At 32.6% G+C, this 14240-nt stretch carries 11 protein-coding genes; 1 reads left to right on the forward strand and 10 read right to left on the reverse strand.

What is annotated here, in order from left to right:
• Nucleotides 1-158: 158 nt before the first annotated feature.
• From ACU68U_RS07690 to ACU68U_RS07730, 9 genes are all read right to left on the reverse strand, one after another.
• On the reverse strand, nucleotides 159-1202 hold the full coding sequence (locus ACU68U_RS07690; RefSeq protein WP_446763082.1) for a Fic family protein: 1044 nt from the start codon (nucleotides 1200-1202) through the stop codon (nucleotides 159-161).
• Between the two features lie 131 nt (nucleotides 1203-1333).
• Entirely contained in the window at nucleotides 1334-1783 is a 450-nt protein-coding gene (locus tag ACU68U_RS07695) for a hypothetical protein (protein ID WP_392434486.1), read from the reverse strand.
• Between the two features lie 24 nt (nucleotides 1784-1807).
• Complete coding sequence (locus tag ACU68U_RS07700; RefSeq protein ID WP_002837368.1) at nucleotides 1808-2008, reverse strand: helix-turn-helix transcriptional regulator; 201 nt, start codon at nucleotides 2006-2008, stop codon at nucleotides 1808-1810.
• A 128-nt stretch (nucleotides 2009-2136) separates the two neighbouring features.
• Nucleotides 2137-3867 (reverse strand): proline--tRNA ligase, encoded by a 1731-nt coding sequence (locus tag ACU68U_RS07705; RefSeq protein WP_446763083.1) that lies wholly within the window; start codon nucleotides 3865-3867, stop codon nucleotides 2137-2139.
• Between the two features lie 267 nt (nucleotides 3868-4134).
• Nucleotides 4135-6468: a hypothetical protein gene (locus tag ACU68U_RS07710; protein WP_316514949.1), complete on the reverse strand. Its 2334-nt coding sequence runs from the start codon at nucleotides 6466-6468 to the stop codon at nucleotides 4135-4137.
• A gap of 11 nt (nucleotides 6469-6479) precedes the next feature.
• Nucleotides 6480-8534 carry an efflux RND transporter permease subunit gene (locus ACU68U_RS07715; RefSeq protein WP_446763084.1) on the reverse strand — a complete coding sequence of 685 codons (2055 nt, stop codon included), beginning with the start codon at nucleotides 8532-8534 and terminating at the stop codon, nucleotides 6480-6482.
• Nucleotides 8535-8547: 13 nt separating this feature from the next.
• Nucleotides 8548-9138 carry a TetR/AcrR family transcriptional regulator gene (locus tag ACU68U_RS07720; protein ID WP_094206692.1) on the reverse strand — a complete coding sequence of 197 codons (591 nt, stop codon included), beginning with the start codon at nucleotides 9136-9138 and terminating at the stop codon, nucleotides 8548-8550.
• Nucleotides 9139-9441: 303 nt separating this feature from the next.
• The gene (locus tag ACU68U_RS07725) at nucleotides 9442-10698 is read right to left on the reverse strand and encodes an adenylosuccinate synthase (RefSeq protein ID WP_094207992.1); all 1257 of its coding nucleotides are present in this window, start codon (nucleotides 10696-10698) and stop codon (nucleotides 9442-9444) included.
• Nucleotides 10699-11307: 609 nt separating this feature from the next.
• On the reverse strand, nucleotides 11308-11805 hold the full coding sequence (locus tag ACU68U_RS07730; RefSeq protein WP_110058286.1) for a nucleoside 2-deoxyribosyltransferase: 498 nt from the start codon (nucleotides 11803-11805) through the stop codon (nucleotides 11308-11310).
• A gap of 132 nt (nucleotides 11806-11937) precedes the next feature.
• Here ACU68U_RS07730 and ACU68U_RS07735 point away from each other — a divergent pair, with 132 nt between their 5' ends.
• Nucleotides 11938-12969, forward strand: a complete 1032-nt coding sequence (locus tag ACU68U_RS07735) for a M42 family metallopeptidase (protein ID WP_278731524.1) — start codon at nucleotides 11938-11940, stop codon at nucleotides 12967-12969.
• 299 nt (nucleotides 12970-13268) lie between these two features.
• Here the strand turns inward: ACU68U_RS07735 and ACU68U_RS07740 are convergent, their stop codons facing one another.
• Complete coding sequence (locus tag ACU68U_RS07740; protein ID WP_158521298.1) at nucleotides 13269-14096, reverse strand: polysaccharide biosynthesis protein; 828 nt, start codon at nucleotides 14094-14096, stop codon at nucleotides 13269-13271.
• Between the last annotated feature and the right edge of the window lie 144 nt (nucleotides 14097-14240).

The following is a 14240-nucleotide window of genomic DNA, read 5'->3' on the forward strand; positions in this document are numbered from 1 at the left end:
TTATATGAGGTATTAGATTCTAAATACTCTTTTACCACTTTCGTTTTGAATTCTGTACTATATTTTGCCATTAAAAAACTGACCTCCTTTAGTTAGTTTTTTGGTCTAACTTTTGGGGGTCAGTTCATTTTCTCACAGCTTTTTTTGATTGCGTAAAATCATGCTTTAATATATTTAGTTGCCCTTCCACTACCTATTTGTTTAATTAAATGTGTGTCTTTTAATTCTTTCAAGGCTCTTTCAATAGTTCTTTGAGAAATATCTGGACAAAGCATAACAATATCAGACTTTGACAATGGTTTTAACGTTTTTTCGAAAATCTTCATAACTCTCTCAGCAGATGTCAAAGATTTTTCTCCGATAAGTCTGAATCTCTCATCACACTCAACATATGCCTTGTAAATAACTGATAACATATATTTTATAAATGACAACTCGTCATTATCTCCAGAATGCCAATTCTCGCTCGATGCTTGTAATTGTTCATAATACATATCCTTAGTATCTTCAATTATCATTTCCAAGGAAATATATTTTCCTACAAAGAAACCATTTTTGTATAAAAGTAAAAGCGTCAAAAGCCTTGACATTCTACCATTTCCGTCATAAAAAGGATGAATACACAAAAAATCATGCACCACAGATGAAATTAATAACAATGGTGGTACTTTTAATTTTACGGCTTCATCATAAGCACTTATCATTTTATCGATATAATTTTCTGTTTCAAATGCAGACACTGGCTGAAACCTTATCTTTTTCTCTCCAAATGCATTTGTTTCCACAATGCTATTATCGATAGTTTTGAATTTCCCTTTATGACTTTCAGAAGAGTAATAATACAACCTACTATGAAGAGTCAAGATATTATTTTTCGTAAAGTCAATATCCGAATAATTTTCGTGGATAATATCCAACACTTCCCTATATCCATATATTTCTTCTTCATTTCTATTTCTAGGTTCACTTTTTTTCTTCATTAACTCTTCTAATCTACTATCATTTGTAGAAATTCCTTCGATTGCATTAGAAGATTTTGTTGACTGAATCTTCGCAACCTCCACCATCTTTTCAAGTACATCAGAAAAATTTGCCACATAAAGTTCCTGTTTGCCTTTATATTCGTAAATTTTTGATATCAAATCGTACATATTTGCAGGAATATTCAGATTTAATAATTTTGAATAATCAAATTCTCTCATACATTCTCACCATCTTTCTCGCCATTATACCATAAATGGCGTAGATAAATCAATATTGGCGAGATTAATCTCGCCATTTTTATCAATTTGGCTGCGATAAATTGAAGGTGGCGAGATAAAAAATTTTATTACTACAATTTCTTGCTCCAATATATTTTGAGTATCACGGTTATTATTATTTGTGCAATGGCTACTGCTGTAAGTGCGATGAACACTTCATAGTTTACATAGGACATAACACAGGCGATTACTGCTATGACAAATGACAATATTGGTACTATGTCTTTTCCAGATTTCATTCTTATTAATATTTCACGTTCGTCTGTTTCTTTTGTGTACATTTCTTTTAGGTATTTTTCATCTCTGTATGCTCTTATCAAACATCCCATATAAAATAAGCAAACTAGTTCTATTCCTGTGAAAAATCCCAAAACATAATCTGTTGTATCTGCTTTCGATGGTGATATATCTTTCAAAAAGACCGCTCCTAGAACAATAGCTAAGAGTGCTGTGATGCAAAATACTACTAGCAAAGATATTCTACGCGCTATTTCTTTTCTGTAGTTTTGTAAGTTTTTCATTTAATCGTCTTGTAAGTTTTTCATTTAATCGTCCTCCTCCATTGTAAATATATCTTCGATTTTCATTTCGAAAAATTTGGCTATTTTGAATGCAAGTGGGAGCGATGCGATGTATTTTCCATTTTCTATCGATGTGATAGTTTGTCTTGTCACTCCAACTTCGTTAGCCAATTCTTCCTGAGTAATTTTGTTTTCTTTTCTTAATTGGGAAATAATATTTTTCATCTTTTCTCCTTTGCAAAGTTCACTTTACATTTTTAGTATAGTATGCTTTGCATATTTTGTCAAGTATACTTTGCATTTTTTGAAATAAAAAAACTACGAGCCTTATCGCCCGTAGTTCTCATTATAAATTATCTGTACAATCCACCAACTGATTTTAAGTTAAGATTGATGATTTCCATTACTTTTTCGTAAGCTTCTGTTGATGACATTTCTACATTTTCAAGTGTTTTTCTTTCAGAAAATTCTACTATGTCATCAGATGCTTTCTTTCCTACAGTTATTCTTAGTGGGATTCCTATTAAGTCACGGTCGTTGAATTTTACTCCTACTCTTTCTTTTCTGTCATCAAGTAGAACTTCTACTCCTTGAAGAAGTAACTTTTCGTAAAGTTTTTCTGCAAGTGTATTTTGTTCTTCATTTTTTGTGTTAACAACTGTGATGATTACGTGATATGGCGCTACAACTAATGGCCAAATCATTCCCTTGTCGTCGTGGTTTTGTTCTACAATTGCGCTGACACTTCTTGTAACACCAATTCCGTATGAGCCCATCCAGAAGAATTGTTCTTTTCCATTTTCATCAAGGAATGTAGCATTCATGCTCTTGGAATATTTTTGTCCCAATTGGAAGATATTTCCAACTTCGATTCCTCTTTTGAATTTCAATGGAGATTTTGTTTCAGGATCGATATCCCCTTCTTCTACCATCAATAAATCTTCCACGATTTCTCCTTCGAAATCATCTCCGTAGTTTACGTTTTTGATGTGGTAGTTTTCTTCATTCGCTCCAACGACGAAGTTTTTCATTTGTGTAACTCTTGAGTCAATGATGATTCTTGAATCTAGTCCGATTGGTCCAGTAAATCCTGGTGAACTGTTCAAAGCTAGGATGTCTTTTTCTTCCATCATTTCTATTTCGTGTTCTGGACATTTCAAATATCCAATTAACTTAGTCATGTTAAGTTCACGATCTCCTGGAATGAACACAATTACAGGTTTTCCTTCTACCATCAAATCCACTGCCTTCAAGCAATGTGCTGCATCAACATTTAAGAAATCACTTACTTCTTCTATTGTTTTACAGTTTGGTGTGAGGACTTTTTCTGATGGAAGTTTTTCTACATTTTCATCGTTTACTTGATAGTACACGTATGCTTTTTCGTCAGTCGCTGCGAAATCACTGTCATCGCTGTAGCAAATCACACCTTCACCTACATCACTAAGTGCGATAAATTCGTGCGAACTGTTACCACCCATGGCACCGCTGTCTCCTGCTACGATTTTGTATTCCAAACCAAGTCTATTGAATACAACTTCATACGCTCTCCACATATTCATGTAAGCTTCACGCATCGCTTCTTCATCTACATCAAATGTGTATGAGTCTTCCATCAAAAATTCTCTGGAACGGTTGATTCCAAATCTTGGTCTTTTTTCATCACGGTATTTTGTTTGGATTTGATAAATATTAAGTGGAAGTTGCTTGTAGCTTTTGATTTCACCTTTTACTAAATCTGTAAAATATTCTTCGGCTGTTGGTCCAAGGCAGAATTCACGATTATTTCTGTCTTGTAGCTTGAACATTTCCGGTCCAAATGTCTTCCATCTTCCCGATTCTTCCCAGATTTCACGAGGTTGAGTTATAGGCATGTGGATTTCTTGTGAACCGTAGTTGTCCATTTCTTCACGAACGATGTTTTCTACCTTTCTTACAATTCGATATCCCAATGGCAAATAACTGTACAATCCTGCTGCCGTTTTTCTAATCATGCCAGCTCTTAATAGAAGCTTGTGGCTTGCTATTTCTGCATCTTGTGGATCCTCTCTTAAAGTTGGCATATAAAATTTATTCATTCTCATAATTTACATGTTCCTTTCTTTGGTGTATTTAATATGTATCTAAAAAAAGATCCTCCGTCACGAAGACGAAGGATCGCTATACCACTTCTAGTTTGTTAGTTATAAGGTGACAACCCTATGATTTTGACATAATCTCCGAGTTAGGTTCATTCTATCGTAAATGAAAGTTTCCACCTTACACTTTCTCTCTGAAAAATCGTATAGAACTAATATTCTCTTCATCGATACATTAGATTGTATCAGAATAGAATGTTTTTGTAAAGATTACTATTTTATTTTTTCAACAATTCTTGATTTTGTTTCAAAATTATTGTCCGTTCCTGTGAATGAAGAATCTTTAACTGCCAAATCACTCATAGCATCGATGATGTCTTTGAATTTATTTAAATCTTTTGTCTTGTTGGATAATTCATCAATTCCTTTTTCTTTGTATTCTTTTAGTTTGGAGCTGAATTCTTTTTGTCCAGAAGCTAGCTTGTCGCTACCTGATTTTAATTGTCCAGTTGATGAATCTAATTTTCCAAGTCCATCATTTAACATATTGATTGCATTGCTCATTGGAATGATGGCTTTTTCATTGATTTGTGACAATGAAGATAAAAGAGCTGATTGTTTGTTGAATTCTTGTAATCCACCAGATAATTTTGATGAGCCTTCAACTAACGCACTTGAATTCTTGTCCAATTCTTCCATTCCATTCAAAAGCATCGCCATTGCTTTTTCGTTTTGCAATGTTCCTTCTTTTAATGTTTGTGATCCACCTTTGATTTGACCTGTTGCATCGTCAAGTTTGTCGATGGAATCTTTCAATGTTGATAATCCGTCTGCGCCATTCAATGCGCCACCCATTTGTCCCAATCCTTGAGATAATTGGTTAGAAGAATCTACTAGTTTTGCTTTTGATTGATTCATAGCAGCTGATGTTCTCATAAGTGCATTGGATAAATCAGCGTTTCCTTGTGATAATGCAGTTGAGCTTTGTGCTAGTTGCGCCAATGCTGCTTGTAGTTTTTGTTGCCCAGCATTTTGTGAACCAGCATTTCTGATGGATTCTGCTTGAACGTACATTACATTTTTTTGTGCTTGAAGATATGCTATTGTATCGTTTAGTTGTCCTTCTTCATTGTTTGCTTGTAATTGTTGGATTGCATTGTTCAATCCTTCAGCTGAGCTTTCAAGTCCACGTGCGATTTTTTCTGCACTTGCACTTGTCTCAGCACCACCTGCAAGTTGTGCAACTTGTTGTAATTTTTCGTTGAATTGTGCGCTTGAATCTTTTAATTGTTGAGATTTTCCTGAAATTTGTTCAACTGTATCTGCTAATTGACCATAACTTCCTGCCAAGCCATTCAATCCGTTTGATAATTGTGATGATTTTTCAAGCAATTGGTCTTTTTGTGCAGTCATTTCTTTCATATTTTCAGTTCCAGCTCTTAATTGTGAAGTCGCATCTTTTAATTTGCCAACTCCATTGTCCAAATCAGTTGCACCTTTGGCTAATTTTTCGGAGCCTGCTTTGATTTTAGCTGTGTTTTCTTTGATTTTAGCTACAGCAGCTGTGTAATCTGAAATTCCGTTGTACAATTTCAAGCTACCGTCATTCATTTGAGCTACATATCCTTGGATAGGACCTACTTTTGATTGTATTCCTGAGAATTTGCCTTGCATTTGTTGTGTAGATGATGCAAGTTTTTGTGAACCATTGTGTAGTTTTGTAACTCCTGTTTGCATTTGTGAAATTCCTGAGTTTAGTTTGTCTTGTCCTTCAGATAATTTAACTGATGCATCTACAAGTTTTTGTGAATTATCTTGTAATTCTTTAACACCGTTTTGAAGCTTATCCAATGAGTCGATGTTCTTTTTTTCTTGGAAGAATTCGTTAGTGATTACAGAGTAGATTTCTACTGGTTTGTAATCTTTAATATCCATTTCAACTGAAACTTCGTCTTTGAAGTTGTCCAATTCTTTGTCTTCTACAATTCCTGTTAAGTTTTGTTTCATACCTGGCGTCATAACTGTAGTTACTATTTCGTTCTTTCCGTCTTTTACAACTTTGATATCGTCTGATGTGACGTTTTCTACTTTTTCATCGTCAAATGTCATCGCTGCTACAACGACATATGGTGAATATACATTTTTTGATTGTCCGTCAATTGTTTTGGCTTCGTATCTGTTATTTTTAGAATTGATTACAATCTTCAAATGACCAGACTTACCTTCCAATTCAGAAGCTTTCATTTCTTTTCCATCTAAGAAGTATTTTACAGATATATCCACTGGAAGTTTTTTGTCAGTGTCACCTTTGTAGTAGATGTCTTTTTTGTTTTCATCTAATTTCAAATAACCATTTTCAGATTTTAGTTCTTTGTCTGTTTTCAAATCTTTTACATTTTTCAAATTAGATTTGTCGTTTGCTTTTATATTTTTATCTGAATTTAACCATACAGAAACTGATTTGTCTTTGATTTCGTTACCTTCTACTGTTACATAAACTGTTTCTGATTTTTTGATTAAATCTTGTTGTTCTGCAAATGATAGGTTAGCAAATGTCATTGAAGATACTAATGACAAGGCTAAGATTTTTTCAATATTTTTCTTCATAGTCTTCTCCTTTACGCTAAATTTTTAGTTGTTTTCTTGATAAATGGGAATGTAATGCTCAATACTGCTGGAAGTAATATTATGATTACAAGCATACTGATAATTGCTCCCCTAGCCAATAACGTACATATTGTGGATACTATTTCCATTTTTGAATAAATTCCTACACCAACTGTCGCTGCCATGAATGATAAAGCACTTGTAACAATTGATCTGGATGTTTCTCTTACCGATGTTTTCAACGAACCATTTACATCTTTAGTCTTTCGATATTCGAACAAGAATCTGTCCGTCATTAATATAGAATAATCTATCGTAGATCCTAATTGAATTACGCCGATTACGATTGATGTGATAAACGGAATTGTTTGATTGAAGTAGAATGGGATTGCCATGTTGATTTGAATAGCAAGTTCTATGGCTGCTATCAATACAACTGGAATTCCAAATGATTTGAACGATATTGCGATGATTATGAATACTGCAATTAATGATGCTATGTTAACCATCTTGAAGTCTTGATCGGAAATATCTGTCAAATCGTCTGTAAGAACAGCTTCCCCTGTCAAATATCCGTCCTTGTCGTGTTTTGCTATTACATCACGCATTTGTGTGATTTGTTTGTTCACTTCGTCAGATGCTGTTTGGTATTCTGAATTAACCATAAGCATTTCGTAGCCGTTTTTTACGAAGTTATCTCTGAGTTTGTCTGGCAAGAATGTCGCAGGAATTGTAACACCTGTGATTGAATTCGTTCCGACAACTGAATTGATACCGTCAATGTGTTCTATTTCATCAATCATAGAATCCATAGCAGTGTTAGTTAAATCATCTTTTACTACGATAAAATGAGTACTTGCCATATTGTAGTCTTTCTTCATTTTATTAAGAGATACAATGGAGTCCAAATCTTGTGGCAATGATCTATCCAAGTTGTAGTATAATTTTGTGTTTACAGATCCGTAAATTGCTGGAATGAACAACACTACAAATACTAATGCCAACACTTTTCTCTTGTCTACGACGAAGTTTGGTAATTTGGTAAATTCTGGAAGTAATACTTTGTGATTGTATTTGTCCACAGCTTTTTCTGTAAGAAGTAGCATTGGTGGAAGAACAACCAACGTAGATAAAAGTCCGATGAATACACCCTTACTCATTACAAGACCGATATCTTTACCCAATGATAATCTCATCAATATCAAAACCAAGAATCCTGCAAAAGTTGTAAGTGAAGATGAGAATAATGATGAGAATGTCGCTTCAATTGCTTTTGCCATTGCCTTCTTATGTGTGTCTCTCTTTTTCTTTTCCGCTGCATATCTGTGATACAAGAAAATCGAATAATCCATCGTAACGGCAAGTTGCAACACCGCTGCAATCGCCTTAGTAATGTAGGATATTTGTCCTAAGAATATATTAGTCCCAAAATTATAAATAACAGCATATCCTATATTCAACATAAATACGAATGGAATTACAGTCGATTCATTCGTCAAACTCAACACCACAAGTCCAAGTGCTACAGCAAGCATTACATAAATCGGCGTTTCCTTGTCAATCAAATCCTTCGTATCTTTTACAAGAGCACTAATACCACTCAAGTATTTTTCTTTGGATTCGATTTGTTTGATTTGATCTATCGCCTTCATAGTTCTCATTGAAGATGACGATTCACTAAACTTAACCATCATTAGAGTACTATCTTTGGCATAGAACACATCCCTAATATCATCTGGCAAAAATTCGTTAGGAACAGTTGGCCCTAAAATTGAAGTCTTAGATATAACATCCTCAACCCCGTCTATTTTTTGCACTTCTTCTCTTAATTTCTCGGCATCGTTGTCTGTGCCTTTTAAAATCAACATCCCAGTAGCTGCATTTTTGAAATCTTTGTCCAAAATAGTTTGACCTTGAGTTGATTTCAAATCAGTTGGCAAATAAGACAAAATATCGTAATTGATATTTGTTGCCTTGTAACCAATTATTGATGGAATCAACAACAAAGTCATAACCAAAAGCACTAACTTAGGATGATTAGCTATAAATTCTGAAAATTTCTTCATGTAAAAATCACCCTTATCTATTTAAAATTTGTTTAATAACTTCAACCAAAACAGACTTCATTTCATCAATAGATAAAATGGAATCCTTTCTGATTGCAAGCTTACAAGTCGAAATCACAGTTTCAATAGTCAAAGAAAGAATATACAGTTTTTGTGAATCAGAATATTCCTTTGAGAACAACTGTGAATACTTGTTCAAAATATATTTCAGCGCAGTGTCTGTTTCAGAAAATCTCTTATCATTTTCTACCTTAGCATACAACGCCCAGTTCAAATTACTCGCAACAAGTTCAAACTCAAAAGGATTAGCAATATAATAATCAATAATATAATCCAAAAAACTAATAAACCTTTCAACATGATCTTCTTGCGTACATTTCTTCTCAGTTTCCACCACCAAATCTGTAAGCTTCTTCAGGACGATTTGTTCCTTCAAATCTTCCTTATCCTTAAAATAAGAATAAAAAGTTCCCAATCCCAAATCAGTGTTGCTCATAATATCTCTGATAGTCGTCTTATCAACGCCTTTTTTCTCAAACATCTTAACCGCAGACTGAATTATTTGTAATTTATTATCCTTTTTCTTTTCGTCCAAATACGACACAACTAACCTCCTTCCATCTATTGAACACCGTTCATTTCTTTTGACGTTTTATATTGTAACACTTTTTTGAACTATGTTCAACATTTTTCCTAAATTTTTTTATTTTTATTTTTTCGCTTTAAAACGTTGAAAATTCAACATTTGTTTTGCAAATTTCGTTTTTATTTGATATTTTTTAATTTCATAAAACAAATTTTTTGAAATTTTGTAACATTTATTTATAAATTTTCGGGGGTTGGAGTCTGATGTGAATTTGGACAAAAAAATACCGTGGATCTAGTCCACGATATAATTTGTAATATTTTATTTTATATTCATGATAAAATCTCTTTTTTCCATAATTTCTTCTGTTTTTGGACCATAAGAAACGTAAGAGATTTCTGTGTCTAATTCTTTTTCGATAAATGTCATGTATTTCAAGAAGTTTACTTCGAACACATCATTCCAACCGTCAAATTCTTTGTAGATTGGCTTTGCTTTTTTGAAATCATTTGAAATGAATGGCATTTTTTGTTCTATACCATCAATTTCATATCCAACGCATACTTTTACCTTGTCATATCCGTTTAATACGTCTGCTTTTGTCATGACAATTGAGTTGATTTTGCTCTTTTTGATTGCATAACGAAGTTGTGCAAGGTCAATCCAACCTACACGTCTATTTCTTCCAGTTGTAGCTCCGAATTCATTGCCTAATTTTCTAAGCTTGTCAGCTTCTTCATCGAACAATTCTGTTGGGAATTCTCCTTCTCCAACTCTGGATGTGTATGCTTTTACAACTCCCATGATTGTGTCATCATCAGTCAATGTAACATCTGCTGCTGATGCGCTGTAAGCAGTTGTTGTGCTTGATGTAACGTATGGGTATGTTCCTGAGTCTAAGTCAAGCATGATTCCTTGTGCACCTTCGAAAAGGACTTTTTTGTTTTTGATTTCTTCTTCGATTTCAGATGCTGATGTGAATGTAACGCCCAATTTTAATAATTGGTCGAATTTGTCAAGCAAATAATTTACTGTTTCGTCTACATCGATGTGCATTTTGCCTTCGTAGATGTTGTTTTTCAAATAAACTATTTCTTCAACGCGTTCTCTTAACAATTCATCGTCAAACAAATCAATAATTCTAACGTTTTGTCTAGCAGCTTTGTCTTGATAAGCAGGTCCGATACCTCTTTTTGTAGTTCCGATAGGATTTTTTCTCATAGATTCCAACAATCCGTCTTCTTCTTTGTGGTAAGGTAGAACGATAAATGTTTCTACATCTACCATAAATCTCTTGGAAATTCCTGGGAAATCAGCTTCCAAAACCTTCAACTCTTCAATCATTTGTTCTAATTCGATTACCATTCCTTTTGCCAAGAATCCCTTAGAATCTGTATCAAAAGTTATAGATGGTAGTAAATGATGTACGTACTTTTTGTCTTTAAAATAAATAGTATGTCCTGCGTTGGCTCCACCTGAAGATCTTACAATAATATCATTAAATTTGGAAAAATAATTTACAACCTTTCCCTTACCTTCGTCTCCCCATTGTGCACCAATTATCGCTAATTTATTCATAACAACTTCCTTTCAAATTATTAGATTCATTTAACTGTTAAGTTAACTACAAATCACAACTACTAATTATACCATATTCCCACATTTAAAAATAGTGTAAAATAGGTAATTTGACTGATTTGTTATTTTAAATTATTCTTTCATTTATATTATACACCAAGTTATATCTAATTCTGATACCAACAAAAAAGTCCTCACCAAATCTCTACCAAAATCTAATGAGAACTTCTGAAAAGTCACTGATAAGAATATTTCAATTTTCTATTAAATCATATTTAAAGTCACGAAAATTATATAAAAAATTACCAAAGACAAAATTATGCCAATTTTTAACTTTTTTGATATTTCCGATAAAAATATATTTGCGACAAAGCTAAAAATATTTATTCCCACTAAAAGAATCAATGTGATTTTTGGTAATTGAATATTTCTCTTGTTAACTATAAACATTAAAATTAATGTTATTAAATAAATTAATTTGCATATTGCAGATAAGTACTTTCTTCTCATTCTTCTCCCTCTTGATAGTGAATATTCTTATCACTTATATAATAAATTTTCATTTACCATTTGTCAATAAAAAAACTAGCTATTTCTAGCTAGCCTTTTCTAATATTCTCTTTTAATAATATTCACGATTTCTTTCTTGTAATCGTCTGTATTTGGATAGCCCACGATGAAATATCCCTTGTCCTTAACTTGGCCGACTATCATTTGGTTTCTGTATAATTTGTTCTCCCCAGTTCCCAAATATCTCATATCTGTGACAAATCCTATGATAATTCTCTTCTTGTCTGATAATTTGTATTCTTCTTCGTAATCTTTCATCACAGAAAAAGCCATAATTTCTCCTGCAACACCATCGTCAATCGACAATCCATCAAGACAAGCTATCAAAACATCTGCTTCTTTTAACTTCGCCATATCATTTCTTGCGATGTCGATGTCAGTAATTGTAGCATCATTGTCTTTTTTGTTGTTTATCGAATCATTTCGTTGTGGCACATACAAATCAATGTCCACTTCTTTCTCTATAAATCTCGCCAAATCTTCAGTCCAACGAAACATAGCGTCATTGAAGAAATGCGATGCAAAATATCCTTTCATTTTTCACCTCAATTAATTTTATCATATATTTGGTGCGTATAATTTTAGTTAAAACATTAACCCTCACTTTAAAGATTGAAACAATGTGTTTATATGTGGTATCATAAAAATATATTTTAGGAGGTTCTCAATATGGAAAATTTAGATTTTTTACAAGAAATTTTAATGACTTCTTCTCCATCTGGCGACACTAAAGTCGTTATGGAAAAAGTTAGAAAAAAATTCGAAGAATTAGGAAAAGTTGAAATCAACTTCACTAACAAAGGTGCAATGGTGGTTACTCTTCGTGGTGAAACTGACGAAAAACAATCTACATTTGCAGCTCACGTGGATACATTGGGATTAATGGTTAAAGAAATCAAACCAAATGGAAGATTAAAAACATTCTTAGTTGGTGGATACGCATACAACTCTGTTGAAAATGAATACGTAACTATCTCTACAATGTCTGGCAAAAAATACACTGGTACTTGCTTAAACGACAAACAATCAGTTCACGTTTACGGACCAGAAACTAGAAGCAACGAAAGAAATGCCAAGACAATGGAAATCAGAATCGACGAAAAGGTAGAATCAGCTGAAGATGTAGAAAAACTTGGAATCAATGTTGGTGATTTCATCTATTTGGATTCAAGAACACAATTAACAGAAAGTGGATTCGTAAAATCAAGACATTTAGATGACAAAGCTTGCGTATACGTATTGTATGAAACTGTAAGATATTTTGTAGAAAACAACATAACTCCAAAACACACTCTTAACTTCTTCATCTCAAACTACGAAGAAGTTGGTCACGGTGCATGCTACGGAATTCCAGAAGAAACTGACGAATTCATTGTTGTTGACATGGCTGCTCCTGGAGACGGACAAACATCTTCTGAATTTAAGACAACAATTTGTGCAGCAGATTCTTCAGGTCCTTACGATTTAGAATTAAAAGAAAGATTAGTTAGAATTTGTGAAGAAAATAATATCCCTCACGCAGTTGACATCTACCCATTCTACAGTTCAGACGGATCAGCAGCATTAGAAGCAGGATATAATTTGAGAGTTGCTTTGATTGGCCCTGGTGTTGATGCATCACACGCAATGGAAAGAACTCACCAAGAAGGATTACAAGCATCTATCGATTTATGTATAAAATACATCGAAGACAAGAAATAAATTTTATCTTACTTTAAATAAAAAACCAAGAACGTATTAATAATCCAATACATTCTTGGTTTTATTTTTATTATTCTAAAATTTAGTAAATCAACCTTTTATATAAATTTTCTTTGCAACCATTGATATAGCAACAACTCCAATACCAATAAATAAATATTGGTTCATTGATTTTACACTAAATGCCCGCGAAAAAACGAATGATCCAAATGGTATTGTTTGTTATGAAAATTCTTTCATTGACAAATTATCTTAATATCTCATATGCCTATACCGTCAAATTTTAAACGATATATTTATTAATATATTCTAAAAATATTATTATAAACTTCTTTTTCGTTTAATTTTACCATGTTTCTTTCTAAGACCTCTCCTTCTCTTAGCCCAATAATCTTTATCGTACTATTTGAATTAGTCTGCTTTATTATGTCATTAGCTAATTTATATATAGATATTTCCTCTCCAATATCAAAGTTAAATACCCCATTTTCGCATATATTGTTGTAAAAATCATTCCATGTAAAAATAAAACTACTTAAATTAGCTGTAATTTTTTTTATATTTTTATCAGTTACCGTAAGTGGTAAATTGTTTTTAGCCTGTTCCTTAAAAATATTATAAACTGAACCTTTACTTTCGACTATAAACGGAAATCTAACTGATTGTATTACTTTTCCATTTTTCTTAATTTTTTTTAAAATATTTTCAACTTCTAGTTTATCTTTTCCAAAAAAATTGGTTGGATTATACGCTTCATCACTGGAAAGAAAAATAAATCTTTTTAAATCTTTCGAACCAATCATTCTGTATATAAGTTTTATTGTTCCACTGACATTGCTATTATGATAGTACTTATTATAGATTTCGTTGTAATAAGTGTTTTTCAGTACAGCTGCATGTATGATCGCAGTTGGATTTAATTTTTCGATAATATTTAGTGTATATTCATCATATATATCGAGTGGAATAAATTTAATGTTTTCATATTTAATATTTTTTTCTAAGATTGCAATGTCATTTTCATTAATATCAACAGCTATAATATAATCATCTTTGTCTATGTAATACTTTAAAAGTTCTCTGCCAACAGTTCCACATACTCCTGTAATAACTACTCTCTCATTCATATTCGTCAGTCTCCTTCTATTTGCTCTCCATGAATTTCTCTTATCCATTCAATCGTCTTTATGTTTATATCTTCAAATAAAGGATTCATCGGTGTATTTTTACAAAACAATCAGAATTGGTCAGCTTTTCGATTATCCTACAAA

This window comes from Finegoldia sp. P3-F-LR (genome assembly GCF_052932165.1).